We start from the raw sequence: 18,578 nt of genomic DNA, 5'->3' as shown, positions 1-18,578 counted from the left end.
TAATTTTTTTATCCCTTTAAAAATTCAATTTCACATGGAGTTTACCATAACCAAAACACTAACTATCAGCACGATTAAAATTCAAAACAGTTGAGCAAATCTGAATCTATATTCTTTTTGAACCATTTGTTTATTTTTGAAAACCGCTAAACTAATTACTTATGATAAAGAAAGTACCGCATACGTATGTCATTATTTTCCTCATCATCCTCTTCTCTGCTGCCCTCACCTGGATTCTTCCCGGAGGTGAATTCGCCAGAGAGACAATTACCGTCAACCAGGTAGAAAGGGAGGTTATCGATAGTAACTCCTTCCACTACGTCGACAAAGCGCCACAAACCTGGCAAGTGTTTTCGGCTTTCTTTAAAGGTTTCGAGAATACCTCCAACATCATTGTCTTTATATTAATTATCGGCGGTGCATTTTGGATTGTCAATGAAAGCAAGGCCGTCGATATGGGCATTTATTCCTTTCTTCGTTTCGCCCGAGACCTGGAACACCACCGCTGGCTGAAAAAAGTCGGTGTAGATAATCTCATCTTCGTTTTAATCATGCTGATGTTTTCGGTATTTGGTGCTGTTTTCGGCATGAGCGAAGAAACCATCGCGTTTGTCATCATCTTCGTACCACTTTCCATTTCCATGGGATATGACTCCATTGTCGGGATATCGCTTTGCTTCGTGGCAGCGGGTCTTGGATTTGCCGGTGCCATTCTCAACCCGTTTACCATTGGAATTGCTCAGGGACTTTCAAATCTTCCGCTGTTTTCCGGTATCGAATTCAGGTTATTTAGCTGGGTCGTGATTAACCTGGTGGGATTTATTTTTATCATCCGATACGCCAGAAAAATTAAAAAAGATCCGACTAAATCACCCGTATACGAGGATGATGCTTACTGGCGGGAAAGAGGAAACGCACACGTTGAAAACCTAAAATTCCATACTCCGAAAATTGCCTGGTGGGTATTTGGTTTACTTTCAGTCATCATGATATACACAGCTTTCCGTTATCCCATGACCGAACTGAATATTGGAAACAGTAAGTATCCGATGCCGGCAATTCCAGTTGCGGCCTTTATCTTCGTGGTAACGGGAATTCTCAGCCTGAGAAAGACCGTGCATTATTTCATTCTCACACTCCTGCTGTTCACCATAGTCTTCCTGATTATCGGTGTTATGGGATACGACTGGTATGTTATGGAAATTGCCACCATTTTTCTGGGATTGGGAATTGCATCGGGACTGGCAACCGGGAAAAACGGCAACGAAATTACCAAACTCTTTATCGAAGGTGCGAAAGATATTTTGTCAGCGGCCATGGTCGTTGGACTCGCGGGAGGCATTATCGTTATACTGAACGATGGTCATATCATTGACACGTTGCTCCATTACATTGCTGAATCGATGAGCAATCTGGGCAAGGTTGCTTCCGTTGGCATGATGTACATCTTTCAAACCATGCTAAATATTATCATTCCTTCAGGATCGGGCAAAGCAGCTTTAACTATGCCGATGATGTCGCAGTTTTCCGACCTAATTGGTGTTTCCCGGCAGGCAACGGTTATGGCTTTCCAGTTTGGTGACGGATTTACCAACATGATTACTCCTACTTCCGGAATTCTGATTGCAGTCTTGGGTGTAGCCAAAATTCCCTACGAGAAATGGGTGAGATGGATTGCACCTTTGATGGCCATTCTGATCCTAATCGGATTCCTGTTGCTTATCCCGACAGTCACCATGAAACTGAACGGGTTCTAAAAGCCACCTCCCATAAAAAGAAAAAGCCCGTCCCAAATTGGGACAGGCTCAATCTTTTATTCTTGTCCGAGATTACTCTGCTGGAGAAATAGCTTCAGTAGGACAAACCTCTGCGCAAGAACCACAATCTGTGCAAAGTTCCGGGTCAATTGTATAGATTTCACCTTCACTAATCGCTTCTACCGGACATTCGTCAATACAAGTTCCGCAAGCAATACATTCGTCATTGATAACGTAAGCCATAACTTAAATGGGTTTTTATTGATAACATTTTAATAGGAGCAAATGTACAAAGTTTGACTAAAAAACAAATTCTCTAGATGTGTTAATAACATTTTTTGAGGAATTTTATAATCATTCCAAAAACGGCAGAAAGCCGTTACTTTCAGCTGGTTTTATTATTTTCGTTTTAGATTTCGGAAATACGACCTATACTCAACTTAAGCTAAACCCAACAAATGGAAATATCCGGGAATATTCTAACCGCTTTTCTGCTTACGCTTTTTGCCGGTTTGTCAACCGGAATTGGAAGTGCAATCGCCTTCTTCACCAAGCGCACCAACACCAAACTATTAAGCGTGGCTCTCGGTTTCTCGGCAGGTGTGATGATTTACATCTCGTTCATGGAGATTTTTCCTCACGCCCAGGAAATCCTGATTGGTAAGCTTGGTAAGTTGCGGGGCCACTGGTATTCGCTCCTCGCCTTCTTTGGCGGCATGCTGCTGATTACCTTCATCGATAAATTCATTCCCAGCTTCGAAAACCCTCACGAATTGAAGGCTGTAGAGGATATGGACGACAAAAGTAAGGCTATTGCCTTCCGGAAACTTTACCGGATGGGTATTATGACGGCTTTGGCTGTTGGTATTCACAATTTCCCGGAGGGATTGGCCACGTTTGCCTCCGCACTCGAAGATCCATCTATTGGAATAGCGATTGCCATTGCTATTGCGATTCATAACATCCCGGAAGGTATTGCCGTTTCGGTTCCGGTATATTATGCGACCGGAAATCGGAGAAAAGCGTTCTGGCTCTCTTTCCTGTCGGGAGTTTCGGAACCGGTAGGTGCTCTATTAGGATATCTCTTGATTATGCCCTTCGTTACACCGGAAAATATGGATCTGATTTTCGCCTATATTTTGGCAGGTGTCGCGGGGATTATGATTTTCATCTCTTTCGACGAATTATTACCATCGGCCGAAGAATACGGCGAACACCACCTTTCGGTTTACGGTCTCATTGGCGGAATGGCCGTGATGGCACTCAGTCTGATGGTACTTTCCTGAAAAGAGACTTTAAGCTTCCTCCTTTTTTAGCTTTTGCTGATAATATTTGCAGTAAGGAGTTAGTCCACACTTCTCACATTTGGGTTTACGCGCCAGACAAACATACCGGCCATGCAGAATGAGCCAATGATGTGCTGTGGCAATCAAATCTTCCGGAATATATTTTATCAGCTGCTTTTCTGTTTCCAACGGCGTTTTGGCATTCGTACTCAATCCCAAACGGGCTGCCACACGAAAAACATGTGTATCAACGGCCATTGCTGGCTTGTTGAATACCACCGAAGCAATCACATTGGCCGTCTTCCTCCCTACGCCAGGCAGTTTGACCAGCTCTTCTACCGTATCCGGAATTTCGCTGTTGAACTTCTCCACCAGCATTTTCGCCATGCCCACCAAATGTTTGGCTTTGTTATTCGGATAAGAACACGAACGGATGTATTCGAACACTTCGCCCGGCTCTACTTCGGCCAGTTTTTCGGGCGTAGGAAATCGCTGAAGCAGTTCGGGTGTGAGTTGGTTTACCCGCTTATCGGTGCATTGAGCCGAAAGAATGACGGCTACCAGCAATTCGTACGGATTGGTGTATTCCAGCTCTGTTTCAGCAATGGGCATTTCCTTTTGGAACCACTCGATAACGTGGGCAAAGCGTTCTTTTTTCTGCATGGGTTAATTCGTTTGCGGTAAAATTAATGGTTTCGCTTATGTAAATCATCATTCCAACTGAAAACAACCGGATTTTGTTCAGCGACACTTGATTTTCACGCCAAGGTGATAAGACCAAACATTTGTGGTTTTTCATGTAATTCCTGCTATTTTTGAGGGCTAAAACAGGGATTGCATGAAGCCATATCTTCAGGTTGAAAATCTGACAAAATACTGGGGCGAACTCGCCCTCTTCGAGAATATCAACTTCACTATTTCAGAAGGGCAAAAGGTAGCCCTGATTGCCAAAAACGGTACGGGTAAATCAACCTTGATGGATTTGATTTACAACATCAACTCGCCCAGCAAAGGCAGCATTTCCATTGCCAACGACATTCGCGTGGGCTACCTCCGGCAAACACCCGATTTGGACCCGAACGATACCGTAATGCAGGCCGCATTTAAATCGTCGGACGAACTGGTGGAAACCATCCGTCAGTATGAAATCGCTGTGGAAAGTCAGAACCATGATTTACTGGCCGAAGCCATGGAGAAGATGAACCGGCTGAATGCCTGGGATTTTGAAGTACGCATCAAACAAATCCTGACGCGACTGAAAATTACCAATTTCAATCAGCGCATCAGTCAACTTTCCGGTGGTCAGCAGAAACGGGTGGCACTGGCCAACGTTTTGATTACCGAACCCGACTTTCTCATCCTCGACGAGCCCACCAACCACCTGGATCTGGACATGATTGAATGGCTGGAAAAATACCTGGGGAAAGCCAAGTCCACGCTTTTCATGGTGACGCACGACCGCTACTTCCTCGACAGAGTGTGCGACGAAATTCTGGAACTGGATGACCAAACCATTTATCGTTACAAAGGAAATTACTCGTATTATCTCACTAAACGCGAAGAACGAATTCAGCAACAAACGGCTGAAGTAGAGAAAGCCAAAAATCTATACCGCACCGAACTGGAATGGCTTCGGCGAATGCCACAAGCCCGTGGACACAAGGCCAAATACCGAATTGAAAATGCGTACAAGCTTCAGGAAAAGGCCTCGCAGGGACGTTCGGACGAAACCGTGGAGCTGAATGTGCAAGGCGCCCGGTTAGGAAAGAAAATACTGGAAGTGGAACATCTCTCCAAAAGCTTTGGCGACATCCGGATTCTCGAGGATTTCTCGTATAAATTCAGCCGCTACGAAAAGGTGGGCATCGTCGGGGAAAACGGAACCGGCAAAAGTACCTTCCTAAACCTGCTGACGGGTGCTATTCCCGCCGACAGCGGAACCATCGATGTAGGCGAAACTATTAAATTCGGTTACTACCGGCAGGATGGCATCAACTTCAAACCGGAAGACCGGGTTCTGGATATTGTGAAAGAAATTGCGGAAGTGATTGACCTGGGCAATGGCCAGGTCATGACGGCTGCTCAATTTCTGAACATGTTCCTCTTTCCGCCGGAAGTGCAATATTCATTTGTGGAAAAACTGTCGGGAGGAGAAAAGCGGCGGTTGTATCTCTGTACGGTCCTGATTCAAAATCCGAATTTCCTGATTCTGGATGAGCCGACCAACGACCTCGACATCATGACGCTGAACGTGTTGGAGGATTACCTGAAAAGCTTCAGCGGGTGCGTGATTATCGTTTCGCACGACCGGTTCTTCATGGACAAAATTGTCGACCACCTGTTCGTGTTCCGGGGCGAAGGCCAAATCAAAGATTTCCCGGGGAATTACAGCGACTACCGCGACTGGAAAGAAGAACAGGATAAGCTGGAACGCAAACAGGAAAAACAGGAGAAAGCAGAAAAAGCGAAGCCGGCAAAACCCGACAAGCCGAAACCACGCAAACTAACCTACAAGGAAAAGATAGAATTCGAACAGCTGGAAACGGAAATTGCCGAGCTGGAAAAAGAAAAAGCATCCATCGAAGAGGCGATGAATGCAGGCAACTTATCGCCGGAAGAACTGGTCGAACAATCCAACCGGCACGGTGAACTGCAAGACTTGCTGGACGAAAAAGAGATGCGCTGGCTCGAACTCAGCGAGCTGGCGTAAACGTCTATTTTCATCTGTTCTTCCGCTTAGCGGGAAAAGAAATTCACCAGTTAGTTTCCCTCCAGCGTTTTCTTACGCTCCAGGTACTCTTCCCGTGAAATTTCGCCGCGGGCATAACGCTCTTTGAGGATCGTCATAGCCGAGTCATGACCAACATCTCTTGGCGGTTGCGAAACCGGACCGCGTGTTAAACGCACGATAAATAAAACGACCAGAATAATAAAGGCAAACCAAATGAGCCATCCAAAGGGCCATCCCCAGCCCCATCCAAACTGAAAACAATCGTTCATAACCATATCGTTTAAGTTTCTCTAGTAAACTTACAAAAATACCCGGGAGCAACCCCGGGTATGACCAATATTAAAATTGAAAAAAGTTAATTTTTCTTATCGGGATACTTAGCCCTGTCGTATTTGCAACAGCCTGGAAGATTGTCGTAAGTTGCATCGTTAGCCTTATCGAACTGGGTATCGTGTCCCACTTTGGCAATGGCTTTGCTGATGCTCTTCTCATTGGTTTTCGAAGGATTGTAAGTCACTGCCAGCATCTCCGTTTTCATGTTCCAATCGGCTTTCGCTACCCCGTCAATGCTCTTTGCAGCGCCTTCGATGCGGGCTTTACAGGAACCACATTTCCCGTATACCTTAAATGTTTCAGTCTTCTGTGCGTTGTCAGCCAACAAAGACTGCGCACCCATCATTAAAATTCCAAAAATCAACGTTACTACTGCTTTTTTCATGTGTCTGCTTTTAAATAAATAACTAGTTAATTATTGTAAGTCTTTCTTCTTTTGTTCAAACTCTTCTTTGTCAATCTCGCCGCGTGCATAGCGCTCCTTCAGAATATCAACCGGTGATTTTACATCCTGCGAAGCAGCGGGAGAATGATGATGAGGATAATGATAAGGCTGATGTGTTCCGGTTGCCCTGATTAACAGCCAAACAAGGCCAATGATGAACAACAGGCCGATGATCCAGCCCCAGCCCATTCCAAAGCCCATTCCGTACATATTTCCAAATCCGTGCATCATGATAAACCTCCATTTCTTATTCGTTAATAATTTCTATGATCTCATTATCTTGAAGAAAACGGTACTAAAGTGAAGCAATCACCCGTTCCAGTTTTCTTAAAATCTCCGTCGAAATACAGACCAAATCGTCGTTCTCAACCGCCTGCATCGAAGCCACCGGGTTAACGGCTGCTACCTCAATTTCCCCGCTTTCCAGTTCCTGAACAACCACGTTGCAGGGAAGCATCGTCCCGATTTTGTCTTCCGATTCCAACGCCTGGTAGGCATAAGGCGGATTACAGGCGCCCAGAATTTTGTACTTCCTGAAATCGATATCCACTTTTTCTTTCAGCTTTTGCTGAATATCAATCTCTGTCAACACACCAAAACCTTCTTTCTGCAAAGCTTCGGTAACCTGACTGATTACTTCGTCGAAGCTGCCGTTGATTTTTTTGTCGATGTAGTACTTCATTTGGTGCCTGTTTTTATTTCAACTTTACATCATAAAGATATTAACCGCTTGTTGTTAGCGTGTTACATAATTCATCGAATGTTTTATATCATTTTAGGAATTAACACACTTTAGCATTTAGATTTCAGACCATATGACCTGGTTATCTATATCGCCGAGATTCCGTTCTCATCGGTTCTCACTTTGTATACCTCTTCTACCGGCGAAACAATCACCATTCCATCCCCCCGATAGCCGGTCCGGGCGTTCTTTCGAATCAACTCCACCAGTTCCGGTACGCGTTCTTTTTCGACCAGAATTTCGAGTTTTACCACGCGATAAGCTTCCGCAAAAGGATATCTGCTGCTGATATGCTCATGCTCCTGATCGGCATACTGGCCGGTTCCTTCGCACTCCATCATTGTCATGCTATGGAAACCATTCTTCTCCAGTGCCTGGTAAACTTCCTCCATCTTCCGGTAGCGGATATATGCTTTGATAAGTCTCATAATTTCATGCTTTTACTTTGACAATAAATACCAAAACATTATTTGATAGTGTCGCGGGTTTCGCCGCAGGTTAACATGTCCGAACCAAAATACGGGTTGCGGATATCTGACGACTCGCTCAACCAAAAAGCTCCCTTGTTATTGAGCGCCATCGGGCAGAACTGGTAATAAGTAGTTACGCCTGTCAGGCCGAACCGTTTCACACTTTCGTAGAAAGCTTTGTTAAAGTTTGCAAAGGCCGCTTTCTGCTCATCCGGTTTTGCCGTAGACGTAATCGTGGCAATGTTGGGCTTCATCACGTTCAGCTGCTTCATCCACGCCAGGTGGTTGTCTCCTTTCAGCTCTTCCATATCGACTTTTCCCAACGCAGCCTGAACAGCTTTGGCATCGGTCTGTACTTTGTCGAACTGCTTGCCGACAAACGCATTTTTCATTTTCAGATAAGCCTTATACACATTGGTCAGCTGTTGCTGAAATGCTTCAGGAACCTTCGCATCGGATGTTTTTTCAGCCGTCTTCGCTTTCGCGGAAGAAGTTGACTTACTTCCGCCCATATCCATTCCGGGCATACTTCCCGCGCCCGAGTCGCCGCCTTTGGGATTCATCATGCTGGGTTTACCGGCCAGCTGCGCCGACGCATCGATTTGAAATACGCCATTCACGGCAATCTCCTCGCCTTCCTTCAATCCGTCAGCCACCACGTAATTGTCGCCTGATTCAGGACCTAACGTGATTTCCCGCATTTTGAAAGTGGGCTCTTCGCGATTGGGCACTTTCACATAAACAATGGAGCGTTTGCCTGTCCATAAAACCGCTGTTTGCGGAATCAACAATACTTTTCCGTTTTCAGCCCGTTGTGACGTGACAATGCCGTTGGCAAACATTTCAGGCTTCAACTCCAGGTGAGGATTGTGCACCTCAACCCGAACATGTGCGACCCGCGTTTTAGCATCGATAAACGGATCGATGTAAGTCACCTTTCCGTGAAAGATTTCACCCGGAAGGGACGACACCGTGAACTGCACTTTGTCGTTGTTGCGCAACCACGGCAAATCGGTTTCATACGCATCAAACATTACCCACACGTCCGTGAGGTTGATGACTTCGAACAGGCTGGCCCCGGTTTTCACATAATCGCCAAGCGACACCTGCCGTTTGGTTACCGTTCCCGAAATCGGTGACAGCACCTCGAAATCCTCCTGAATCGTTCCCTTCTGCTCGATGCTATTGATTTGTGCATCCGTCAAATCCCACAACTTCAGTTTATTTCGGGCCGCCCGGTACAAATCGGGATTGGTGTTTTTGTACTGAATTGCTTCCAGTAACTCTTTCTGCGCCGTAATCAAATCGGGCGAATAGATCAGCGCCAGCTTCTCTCCTTTTCGCACATGCTGCCCGGTGAAGTTCACAAACAGCTTATCGATTCGGCCACCATAACGGGCTGTCAACTCGGCAATGTTTCGTTCGTCGGGTTTTACACGTCCCAACAAGCGAACTTCTTTGGCCGGATAACCTTTCTGAACGGTCAGGGTTTGAACATCGGCCAGTTTCATGGCCGCTTCCGTCATCGGAATTTCATCCGCTGAGGCCGATTCCGTTGTTTTCAGATCCGTTAGCGGAATCAAATCCATGCCACAAATAGGGCATTTCCCGGGATGATCCTGACGGATCTGTGGGTGCATGGAGCAGGTCCAGATGGTGGCTTTTTTTGCTCCAGCCTCTGCCTGCTCATGATGATGGTTGGCCGGTTCGGTCGCGTTATTTCCACTTCCGTGGAAGAACAACCACCCCACCAGCAATCCGGCTACTACTGCAATGCCGATGCGGTACCACTCTTTTTTCGACAGGTCGATATATTTTTTCATTTCGAATTTCATTGTCTGATTATTTACCCATTAAGTAATCGATAAAAGCGACGGAAGCATTCCGGTCGGCCCGCGCCTTGTCCAGTTCCAGCGCATATTTCAACACCTTGCGTTCCATCCGCAACACTTCCTCGAAGTTTTTGCCATCGGTTGAATACGACGATTCGAGAATGTTCAGCGAGCGATGCGCCAAACTAAGCTGGCTGCGGAAAAGTGCGACCCGGCGAACGGCATCCTGGTAATCGCGGTTGGCCCGCTCCAAAACTGTATTCAGGGTATTCACCTTGTCCAGTTTCTGGTTGGTAGCCGCTTCTTCCTTGAACTGCGCTTCCTGAACCATTGCCTGATACTTTCTCCGGTACAGCGGAATGGTAATTCCCACCGAAGGGAAAAATGCATCTTTCCCGGCATCAGCGCTGCTCATCGAACCTTTGCCAACAAAAATATAGTTGAACCCGATGGAAAACTTCGGATTTCCGGCTTTGCGAGCGGCCTCCTGCTCGGCCTGGTAAGCTGCCATCAGGTTGTCCAGTCGTTTAACCTGATGGTTTTGCAGGCTCACACTATCGGCAATTTGCTGCATATCCAGTGGCAAATCTTTCACCCATAGGGTATCCGGAATCTCCACCGTTGCATGACGATCACGATTCAACCGGTTATTAAAGGCCACTTGCTGCGTCTGGTAATTGTCCTGCAAATAAGCCAGCTGATTTTCCAGCTCACCAATTTCCATTTGCAGGCGATATTCATCTACCGTGGAAGCCATACCGGCCTCGATTTTCACCAACGCCAGTTTCCTGAAGGATTGCAACAACTTCAGGTTTCCCTTCGTAATCGCAATCGACCTTCCGGTGAAATAGAGATTGAAGTAATTGGATCGCAAGTCGTAGAACAACTTCGACTTAGCATCTTCAAAGGCTTCGTATTTCGTTTGCGCCATGTTGGTGGCTACATTCTCGCGGGCCTTCAGCGTTCCAAACCAGGGAAACATCTGCGTGGCTGAAATCTTCGCTTTTTGCGGTCCCAGCCGGGTTTCCACCGGTTGAATAAAGTAACCAAACATGACCTGCGGATCGGGCAATGTTCCTACCTGCGGCACTTTCTGCAGTGATGCGCGGTAGTCATTGAATTTGGCTTTTAATCCCGGGTTATTTTCTGCTGCCTGCACCAGGTAGTTGCTCAGCGCTTCCTGCGCTGAAGCTTTTTCCTGCGAAAGCAGAACCACAACGAACAACAACGGGATGATATATATTAATCGCTTCATGATTCAATCGATTTTTGTTTGAGCGCTTTCTTCACCTTTTTCTCCTGCCACATGCTGTACAGAACCGGAACCACGAACATGGTCATCAGCTGGATGAGCATTCCACCAAATGTGGGAATAGCCATTGGAACCATGATATCGGAACCCTTTCCTGTCGAAGTAAGCACCGGAATCAGTGCGATAATCGCGGTAGCTGCGGTCATCATCGCGGGACGAACCCTTTTCCGCCCGGCGTGAAGAACAGACTCGCGCACCTGCATGATGGTTTCCGGCTTTTCCTTGGCAAACACCTGTGTCAGGTACGTTCCCATGATCACCCCATCGTCGGTGGCAATGCCGAACAGGGCGATAAATCCGACCCAGACCGCCACACTCAGGTTGATGGTGTGCATTTGGAAGAGGCCTCGCATGTTGATGCCCGCCACGCTGAAGTTCATGAACCACGGCTGGCCGTACAACCACAACATCAGGAAACCGCCGGCAAAGGCAACGAAAATACCGCTGAAGACCATTGACGAGGTCGTCACCGAACGGAACTGGAAAAAGAGAATCAGGAAAATCAGCAACAGCGAAATGGGTACCACCAGCATCAGGCGCTTGGTTGCCCTCACCTGGTTTTCGTAATTACCGGTGAACTTGTAACTCACACCCGCCGGTACTTTGAATTCGCCATCGGCAATTTTCTTTTGCAGGAACTTCTGCGCATTCTCTACTACATCCACTTCGGCATGTCCCGGCTTTTTATCGAAAATCACGTAACCGACCAGGAAGGTGTTTTCGCTCTTAATCATCTGCGGACCGCGCGTATATTCAATTTTCGCCAGTTCGCTCAGCGGAACCTGAACACCGGTCGGTGTCGGGATGAGTACATTTTTCAAATCATTCGGGTTGTCGCGGTACTCGCGGGCATAACGTACCCTGACGGGGAAACGCTCACGGCCTTCCACCGTCGTCGTCAGCTTCATTCCGCCAATCGCACCGGAAATATACGTTTGCATATCCTGTATGGTCAACCCATAACGGGCGATGGCGTCGCGGTCAATCTTGATTTCCAAATACGGTTTACCAACTACCCGGTCGGCAAAAACGGACTGCGGCTTAATACCGGGAACCTCTTTCAGGAATTTCTCCAGTTCGAAACCAACGTTTTGAATCGTTTTCAAATCGGGGCCAAACACCTTGATTCCCATCGGCGCTCGCATACCGGTCTGTAACATCACCAGTCGCGTCTGAATGGGCTGCAACTTCGGAGCTGAAGTCAGTCCGGGTACGGAAGAAGCTTTTACAATGGCTTTCCAGATGTCGTCGGGCGATTTGATGCTGTTGCGCCACTGACGGAAGTATTCGCCATTGTCGTCTTCTATCAGTTGACTCTTATCAATCTGACGATAGCCGTCTTTCTTTGGATTGTATGTCGAACCGTCTTTGAGCACAAACGCGTCATCATCATTCACTTTAAAACGCATGCGATGACCGTTTTCATCAAGGATATACTCCGGACGGTAATTGATCACATTCTCAAACATCGAAATCGGGGCCGGGTCGAGCGCCGAATTCACGCGTCCCCATTTACCGACCACATTTTCTACTTCCGGAATAGCATTCACACTTTTATCCACCTGCCGAATCACATCGATGTTCTCCTGAACACCGGAGTGCGGCATCGTGGTCGGCATCAGCAGGAACGAACCTTCGTCCAGCGACGGCATGAACTCTTTCCCGATTCCGGGAAACGACTTATCCAGCGAAGTCCAGAGACTCGTCGTCCGGATATTCCATCCGACTTTATTCATCGTAGCCGGAATAAACGAGAACGTTTTATCGAATCCCTGCCAGATAACAATTCCCAACAATACCAGTGCGATTGGCACGCTCAGGAACTTCCATTTATTGGCCAGGCACCATTTCAGGATGTAGGAATAGTAGTGAACAATCGTCATGAGCGTTCCCAACACGGCACCGATGATGATGGACACGAAAAGGAAATTCATGAACAGACTGTTCTCTGCGCCTAGTGGCATCCATTCGGATGAAAGGTAGTAAACGACGATCACGACCGCTATCGCGATGTTTATCCACGTAACATACTTGCGCTTGTTTTCCGGCCAACGGTACTCCAATAAACCATTTACACCGAAAGCAAGTAATGCTAATGCGACCCAGGAATGATAGATAATCGGGAATAAAATACCGGCAGCTATCAACGCTGAATACCATACCCGGCTGGTCCTCTTTTTATCGAAGCGAATGCCGAACAGGATATGTGCCATGGCAGGAATCAGGATAATACCAATTCCCAGTGAGGCCAGCAGTGCGAACGTTTTGGTAAATGCCAGCGGCTTGAAGAGTTTGCCTTCAGCAGCCTGCATAGCGAAGACCGGCAAGAAACTCACCACAGTGGTTGCCAGTGCGGTAATAATTGCGGAAGCCACTTCGATGGTCGCATTGTAGATGACATTCAGTAGGTCGTGTCCACGGGCGCCACGGTTCTCGGGCATTTCGAGGTGCCTGACGATATTCTCCGTGAACACAATCCCCACATCAACCATCACGCCGATTGCAATGGCAATACCTGAGAGAGCAACAATATTAGCGTCGACACCAAACTGCCGCATCACAATGAATGTGATGAGCACTCCAATCGGCAACAAACTTGATATCAGGAACGACGCCCGGAGGTTCAGCACCAGCACAATCACCACGATAATACTAATGAGAATTTCGTGCGACAATGCCGACTCCAGCGTTCCCAACGTTTCTTTAATCAGCCCGGTCCGGTCGTAAAACGGCACGATAGTCACTTTCGAAACCGTTCCGTCTTTCAGTGTTTTCGACGGTAGTCCGGGGGATATTTCTTTTATCTTTTCTTTTACATTGTTGATGGTTTGCAGCGGATTGGAGCCATAACGGGCAACCACTACACCTCCAACGGCTTCGGCGCCGTCTTTGTCCAAACCGCCTCGACGGGTAGCTGGTCCAAAAGTAACGTGCGCCACATCTTTTATCCGGATAGGAACGTTGTTGTGAACAGCCACAACGCTCTGCTCCAAATCGTGAATATTCTTGATGTACCCAAGCGCACGAATCATATATTCCGCTTTGTTGTACTCCAGGGTTCGGGCGCCTATATCCAGGTTGCTCTTCTTGACGGCAGACATAATCTGCGCTACATTCACATGATTGGCCTTCATGGCATCCGGATCGATATCCACCTGGTACTCTTTCACAAAGCCGCCGATGGAGGACACCTCTGAAACTCCTTTCGCCGACATTAATCCGTATCGAACGAAATAGTCCTGAATCGTCCTCAATTCCTGCGGGTCCCAGCCACCAGCCGGATTACCATGTTTATCCCGGCCTTCCAGCGTATACCAGTACACCTGTCCCAACGCTGTGGCGTCAGGCCCCAAAGAGGGTGTCACATTATCCGGCAAAGTTCCCGCCGCAAGCGAGTTCAACTTTTCCAGTATCCGGGTACGGCTCCAGTAAAAATCTACATCATCATCGAAAATGATATAGATGCTCGAAAGGCCGAAGATGGAGTTACTCCGGATCGTTTTTACGCCGGGAATTCCTAGCAAGGATGTCGTTAGCGGATAGGTTATCTGGTCCTCCACATCCTGAGGCGAACGTCCCGGCCACTCTGTGTAAACAATCTGCTGGTTCTCACCCAAATCGGGTATCGCATCGACCGGCACCGGATCGCGGGGCAGAAAGCCGGTATCCCACTGGAAGGGTGCCGAAACAATTCCCCACGCAACAAATACCAGAAGCGCCAGAAATGTGACCAGTTTGTTCTCTAAGAAAAAACGAATGATCTTATTTAGCATGCTCTTTTAATTAAGCAGTCAATAATCGATTTATAATATTGAAGAAGTACGTTCGATCTGTTTTGCCAAGCTATAGACAAAACTAAAAATCAACATACATTATTGTTTTTCAACACAATAAATCAACAGAGGAATACTTGCATAAGGGCACACCTATCCCCTGCATCATAAGCGGGGAGCCTGTATCGGTGAGTATGAAAGGGAGTGTTAACTTCGGCGATAACAGGAAGTTCGAATGCGGGAACCACCATTACCGGAGCGATAAAATTCATTACCGGAGCCTGAAAATCATTATCGAAATTCGATGCCAGAAAATCATTAACTACCTGGTAATGTTCATGCGTATCGTGACAACCATCCATATGGTGTCCCGGAGAACAACATGATTGCGCAGCAGTATAAACGGACACATCAAACAACTGACCATTCGAATAGTGTTTGTTGATCGTTACCCCGATGGTAGAAGCTAAAAGTATCAGGGCTGTAAGGATATGTCCGGTTTTTCGAATCATACTAGATGGAACAAATCTATGGATTCCACTCAGAAAATAAAAACAGGTAAATGTTATAAAATGTTTAAAGTGCCGTTTTTACCTTATCCACTTCTCGTTAAAACATTAACTATATGCCACTTAAATAAAAAGCTAAAAAATATTAAAAGTGTTAACGGCCTATCCGGCTTTCTCAGAATAGATCAACCGAAAAATAATCAACCATAATATATCGCCAGAAATTTCGTAACTTATTTCTCCGGAGTTGCCATTTTATAATCAATCAAAACCTAAACCTTTCACCATGCGTATGCGTGCTTTCTTAATCGTTGATGCTGTAATCGACGGATTGCTTGGAATTGCTCTGTTGTTATTTAGCCCCGAAGTCTGGGAGTTCACAGGAATACCGGGCGCTTATTCACGTTTTTACCCCAATTTACTGGGCGCTGTTCTCCTCGGCATCTCCATATCGTTAATAATAGAAGCAAGAAGGAAGCAAAAAGACGCTTCTCCGGGACTTGGTTTTCGAGGTTCGCTTGCCATCAATTTCAGCGCTGGAGTCATACTGTGTTTATGGCTGATTTTCGGGCACCTTCCCATTCCTTTAAAAGGAGTTATTATTTTGGGAGTGCTCTCATTTTTTCTGCTTTTCTTCAGTTTTATTAAATGGTACATCTATTACAAAAGGCGTCACCAAAACCAATTTCCCAACTACAACCATTCCGCGCAAAATTAATTTTCGACGCTAATTTCCTGCATGACAGCAGACTGACAATGAACTTCATTTCAATATTATTGTTACATAATATTGAGAATTCATTTCTCTTCAGGATGAAAACAGACGGCTGATAACACCTTTCCCAACGTTGCCGTGAATCATCCCACTTTCGTAAATAACTTGAAAACTCAACAATTACAACTTATGAGCACAATCAATACAATTGAATTGAGGACGCTGAATAGCGATGATTACGAAGAACTGAAAAAATCGATGATTGATGCTTATCCCAACTGGCCCGGTGCTTACTGGAAAGAGAATCATTTTCAAAAACTGCTTCAAATTTTCCCGGAAGGGCAACTCGCTATTGTCGTCGACGATGTGGTTGTCGGATGTGCGCTCTCCATCATAGTCCAATATTCTCACTTTGGCGATAACCATACGTACGAGGAAATCACCGGAAAGTACAGCTTTAATACGCATACGCGGAAAGGAAATGTTCTGTACGGCATCGATGTGTTTATCCGTCCTGAGTTCAGAGGAATGCGCCTGGGAAGAAGACTTTATGACGCTCGAAAAGAACTTTGCGAAAACCTGAACCTGGAGGCCATTGTTTTTGGCGGGCGTATTCCCAACTATCATAAGCACGCAACGGAAATGACGCCCAAAGAATTCATTCAGAAGGTAAAATTCAAGGAACTATACGATCCAACACTTACGTTCCAGTTGGCGAATGATTTTCACGTCAAGAAAGTATTAAAGGGGTATCTTCCGGGCGACCTGGAGTCTAAAGAATATGCGGTCTTACTGCAATGGGACAATATTTACTACGAAAAAAAATCACCCAAGCTTTCTGCTACCAAATCGGTTGTCAGACTGGGCTTGGTGCAGTGGCAAATGCGCTCGTACCGAACACTGGATGAACTGTTTGAACAGGTGGAATTTTTTGTCGATGCTGTTTCAGGTTACAAAAGCGATTTCGCTCTCTTTCCTGAATTCTTCAATGCTCCTTTAATGGCCAAATACAACGATTTAGTCGAGTCGAAAGCCATCCGGGAACTGGCACAGTATACGGAAGAAATACGGGACCGCTTTCTTCAACTGGCGATGACATATAATGTGAACATCGTTACCGGAAGTATGCCATTCATCAACGATGACGACCGGTTACTCAATATCGGGCACCTTTGCCGTCGGGACGGAACATACGAGTCGTACGAGAAAATACATGTAACTCCCGATGAAATAAAATTTTGGGGCCTAACCGGTGGTAACCAGGTAAAAGTTTTCGATACCGATGCCGGCCGTATCGGTATTTTAATTTGCTACGATGTTGAGTTTCCTGAACTTCCCCGCCTGCTGGCACAACAAGGAATGGACATCCTGTTTGTGCCGTTTCTGACGGACACACAAAACGGCTATTCCCGGGTTCGCTACTGTGCCAGGGCACGTGCCATCGAAAATGAGTGTTACGTGGCTATTGCCGGAAGCGTAGGCAACCTGCCAAAGGTTTCCAATATGGACATTCAGTTTGCCCAGTCGGTGGTATTCACGCCCTGTGACTTCCCCTTCCCGACTACGGGAATAAAAGCCGAAGCAACACCCAATACGGAAATGATACTGGTTGCCGACGTGGATCTAGACTTGCTGAAAGAGTTGCACTATTTTGGAGCCGTTCGCAACCTGAAAGACCGTCGCACCGACTTGTACGGATTAAATCTTACCGACGAGTAAATATTGAACATGAAAAAAGGAGCAGCTCATTGACTGCTCCCCTCTCTTTATATTAGACAAAAATGTGTAAGCCTTATTGTGCGGTACCTGATGACTGTGTGGTCAAATCAATTGTACCAACGTCAGTCTGTGTTCCCTCAACAACTTTTACATTGTCTACTGATTGCTTACTGAAACCAGAATCGGTAGCAGGATCAACCTCAACGGTGTACACATCTGCCGGAACACCGCGCAACATGAAGCTACCGGATACAGTATCAACATATGTAGACAGCGTATCCATGCTCGGAGAAATGGCATAAACCACACCTTCGGTATTGGCAGGGTTCACCATTCCTTTAATGCTGCCTGAAGTAGCTTCAGTACTTACCCGGATGACTGGTTTCAGATTAAAACCTCCATTCCCGAGCGCTACAATCGACCGTGCAGCATCAAAATCCATTAAAATATCATAGGTCACTCCTCCGACGAAATCAGCATTCAGCTGTAACTTCAAACCACTGGACGAGCCACTGGGAACTTTCATTGAATAGGTATTCCCATTCATCACCAGCGAGTTGTCTGTTCCGAGTTTTACACGAATCTGACTGTATTTTCCGGCCGGAATATTTTTATTGGCAAGCAATGTATCCAGACCATTTGTCAATTCCAGCAAATTGTATACACCGGCATGAGCCCCCAGGTCGATCTCGGATGTTCCTTCCGTTGAATCGGCCGGCATCAGCGTGATGGCCTGAACATCCACATTCACCTCTGAGAAATCGGCAGGTGCATCGGTCATGTGAACTTTCACCGTTGCCTCTCCGGGCGTTGAATTGTTACTATCGTTATTACATGCAGCTACTCCAACCATCAGAGCGATGGCCATTACGAATTGAATTTTTCTCATCTTTCCTTAGTTTTTGATCTTTATTTGCACCGGAAACCAACTTTCAAGTATTTCCGATGGGGTTA

17 protein-coding genes are annotated in these 18,578 nt (G+C 46.4%); 5 read left to right on the top strand and 12 right to left on the bottom strand.

From position 1 onward, the window contains the following. Nucleotides 1–161 precede the first annotated feature (161 nt). A complete protein-coding gene (locus CLV93_RS12770; protein WP_106542591.1) occupies nt 162–1,757 on the top strand; it encodes a YfcC family protein in 1,596 nt (531 codons plus the stop codon). Between the two features lie 72 nt (nt 1,758–1,829). Here the strand turns inward: CLV93_RS12770 and CLV93_RS12765 are convergent, their stop codons facing one another. After that, on the bottom strand, nt 1,830–2,000 hold the full coding sequence (locus CLV93_RS12765) for a DUF362 domain-containing protein (RefSeq protein WP_106542590.1): 171 nt from the start codon (nt 1,998–2,000) through the stop codon (nt 1,830–1,832). Nucleotides 2,001–2,215: 215 nt separating this feature from the next. Here CLV93_RS12765 and zupT point away from each other — a divergent pair, with 215 nt between their 5' ends. Further along, complete coding sequence (zupT, locus tag CLV93_RS12760; RefSeq protein WP_211297834.1) at nt 2,216–3,043, top strand: zinc transporter ZupT; 828 nt, start codon at nt 2,216–2,218, stop codon at nt 3,041–3,043. A 9-nt stretch (nt 3,044–3,052) separates the two neighbouring features. Here zupT and nth read toward each other — a convergent pair whose 3' ends face one another. Next, nucleotides 3,053–3,706: an endonuclease III gene (gene nth, locus CLV93_RS12755; protein WP_106542589.1), complete on the bottom strand. Its 654-nt coding sequence runs from the start codon at nt 3,704–3,706 to the stop codon at nt 3,053–3,055. A gap of 175 nt (nt 3,707–3,881) precedes the next feature. On the opposite strand from nth, the gene CLV93_RS12750 reads away from it, so the two are divergent. Further along, a complete protein-coding gene (locus CLV93_RS12750; RefSeq protein WP_106542588.1) occupies nt 3,882–5,753 on the top strand; it encodes an ABC-F family ATP-binding cassette domain-containing protein in 1,872 nt (623 codons plus the stop codon). Nucleotides 5,754–5,803: 50 nt separating this feature from the next. Here the strand turns inward: CLV93_RS12750 and CLV93_RS12745 are convergent, their stop codons facing one another. From CLV93_RS12745 to CLV93_RS12705, 9 genes are all read right to left on the bottom strand, one after another. Beyond that, nucleotides 5,804–6,043: an SHOCT domain-containing protein gene (locus tag CLV93_RS12745; RefSeq protein WP_106542701.1), complete on the bottom strand. Its 240-nt coding sequence runs from the start codon at nt 6,041–6,043 to the stop codon at nt 5,804–5,806. 86 nt (nt 6,044–6,129) lie between these two features. After that, nucleotides 6,130–6,492 (bottom strand): heavy-metal-associated domain-containing protein, encoded by a 363-nt coding sequence (locus CLV93_RS12740; protein ID WP_106542587.1) that lies wholly within the window; start codon nt 6,490–6,492, stop codon nt 6,130–6,132. A 30-nt stretch (nt 6,493–6,522) separates the two neighbouring features. After that, the gene (locus CLV93_RS12735; protein ID WP_106542586.1) at nt 6,523–6,783 is read right to left on the bottom strand and encodes an SHOCT domain-containing protein; all 261 of its coding nucleotides are present in this window, start codon (nt 6,781–6,783) and stop codon (nt 6,523–6,525) included. Nucleotides 6,784–6,847: 64 nt separating this feature from the next. Beyond that, nucleotides 6,848–7,234 (bottom strand): DUF302 domain-containing protein, encoded by a 387-nt coding sequence (locus CLV93_RS12730; protein ID WP_106542585.1) that lies wholly within the window; start codon nt 7,232–7,234, stop codon nt 6,848–6,850. 146 nt (nt 7,235–7,380) lie between these two features. Then, nucleotides 7,381–7,722, bottom strand: coding sequence for a P-II family nitrogen regulator (locus tag CLV93_RS12725; protein ID WP_106542584.1), 342 nt, complete (start codon nt 7,720–7,722; stop codon nt 7,381–7,383). Nucleotides 7,723–7,760: 38 nt separating this feature from the next. Then, nucleotides 7,761–9,599 (bottom strand): efflux RND transporter periplasmic adaptor subunit, encoded by a 1,839-nt coding sequence (locus CLV93_RS12720; RefSeq protein ID WP_246187256.1) that lies wholly within the window; start codon nt 9,597–9,599, stop codon nt 7,761–7,763. A 7-nt stretch (nt 9,600–9,606) separates the two neighbouring features. Continuing rightward, entirely contained in the window at nt 9,607–10,851 is a 1,245-nt protein-coding gene (locus CLV93_RS12715; RefSeq protein WP_106542583.1) for a TolC family protein, read from the bottom strand. Beyond that, nucleotides 10,848–14,681: an efflux RND transporter permease subunit gene (locus CLV93_RS12710; RefSeq protein WP_106542582.1), complete on the bottom strand. Its 3,834-nt coding sequence runs from the start codon at nt 14,679–14,681 to the stop codon at nt 10,848–10,850. Before CLV93_RS12710 ends, CLV93_RS12715 begins: the two co-directional genes overlap by 4 nt. 122 nt (nt 14,682–14,803) lie before the next feature. Further along, a complete protein-coding gene (locus CLV93_RS12705) occupies nt 14,804–15,193 on the bottom strand; it encodes an HYC_CC_PP family protein (RefSeq protein WP_106542581.1) in 390 nt (129 codons plus the stop codon). A 283-nt stretch (nt 15,194–15,476) separates the two neighbouring features. Here CLV93_RS12705 and CLV93_RS12700 point away from each other — a divergent pair, with 283 nt between their 5' ends. Further along, complete coding sequence (locus CLV93_RS12700) at nt 15,477–15,908, top strand: hypothetical protein (RefSeq protein WP_106542580.1); 432 nt, start codon at nt 15,477–15,479, stop codon at nt 15,906–15,908. Nucleotides 15,909–16,094: 186 nt separating this feature from the next. Continuing rightward, nucleotides 16,095–17,624 carry a carbon-nitrogen hydrolase family protein gene (locus CLV93_RS12695; RefSeq protein ID WP_106542579.1) on the top strand — a complete coding sequence of 510 codons (1,530 nt, stop codon included), beginning with the start codon at nt 16,095–16,097 and terminating at the stop codon, nt 17,622–17,624. A 73-nt stretch (nt 17,625–17,697) separates the two neighbouring features. Here the strand turns inward: CLV93_RS12695 and CLV93_RS12690 are convergent, their stop codons facing one another. Continuing rightward, complete coding sequence (locus CLV93_RS12690; RefSeq protein WP_106542578.1) at nt 17,698–18,513, bottom strand: DUF4382 domain-containing protein; 816 nt, start codon at nt 18,511–18,513, stop codon at nt 17,698–17,700. Nucleotides 18,514–18,578: the final 65 nt, after the last annotated feature.

The sequence above is a fragment of the Prolixibacter denitrificans genome, from assembly GCF_003014495.1.
GTDB lineage: Bacteria > Bacteroidota > Bacteroidia > Bacteroidales > Prolixibacteraceae > Prolixibacter > Prolixibacter denitrificans.
This window is presented reverse-complemented; position numbering and strand designations above follow the sequence as displayed.

Coding starts and splice junctions, on each gene's coding strand:
- CLV93_RS12745 (WP_106542701.1), bottom strand. CDS start 6,043: ATGAACGATTGTTTTCAGTTTGGATGGGGCTGGGGATGGCCCTTTGGA.
- CLV93_RS12730 (WP_106542585.1), bottom strand. CDS start 7,234: ATGAAGTACTACATCGACAAAAAAATCAACGGCAGCTTCGACGAAGTA.
- CLV93_RS12750 (WP_106542588.1), top strand. CDS start 3,882: ATGAAGCCATATCTTCAGGTTGAAAATCTGACAAAATACTGGGGCGAA.
- CLV93_RS12715 (WP_106542583.1), bottom strand. CDS start 10,851: ATGAAGCGATTAATATATATCATCCCGTTGTTGTTCGTTGTGGTTCTG.
- CLV93_RS12700 (WP_106542580.1), top strand. CDS start 15,477: ATGCGTATGCGTGCTTTCTTAATCGTTGATGCTGTAATCGACGGATTG.
- CLV93_RS12690 (WP_106542578.1), bottom strand. CDS start 18,513: ATGAGAAAAATTCAATTCGTAATGGCCATCGCTCTGATGGTTGGAGTA.
- CLV93_RS12765 (WP_106542590.1), bottom strand. CDS start 2,000: ATGGCTTACGTTATCAATGACGAATGTATTGCTTGCGGAACTTGTATT.
- CLV93_RS12705 (WP_106542581.1), bottom strand. CDS start 15,193: ATGATTCGAAAAACCGGACATATCCTTACAGCCCTGATACTTTTAGCT.
- CLV93_RS12725 (WP_106542584.1), bottom strand. CDS start 7,722: ATGAGACTTATCAAAGCATATATCCGCTACCGGAAGATGGAGGAAGTT.
- nth (WP_106542589.1), bottom strand. CDS start 3,706: ATGCAGAAAAAAGAACGCTTTGCCCACGTTATCGAGTGGTTCCAAAAG.
- CLV93_RS12695 (WP_106542579.1), top strand. CDS start 16,095: ATGAGCACAATCAATACAATTGAATTGAGGACGCTGAATAGCGATGAT.
- CLV93_RS12735 (WP_106542586.1), bottom strand. CDS start 6,783: ATGATGCACGGATTTGGAAATATGTACGGAATGGGCTTTGGAATGGGC.
- zupT (WP_211297834.1), top strand. CDS start 2,216: ATGGAAATATCCGGGAATATTCTAACCGCTTTTCTGCTTACGCTTTTT.
- CLV93_RS12710 (WP_106542582.1), bottom strand. CDS start 14,681: ATGCTAAATAAGATCATTCGTTTTTTCTTAGAGAACAAACTGGTCACA.
- CLV93_RS12770 (WP_106542591.1), top strand. CDS start 162: ATGATAAAGAAAGTACCGCATACGTATGTCATTATTTTCCTCATCATC.
- CLV93_RS12720 (WP_246187256.1), bottom strand. CDS start 9,599: ATGAAATTCGAAATGAAAAAATATATCGACCTGTCGAAAAAAGAGTGG.
- CLV93_RS12740 (WP_106542587.1), bottom strand. CDS start 6,492: ATGAAAAAAGCAGTAGTAACGTTGATTTTTGGAATTTTAATGATGGGT.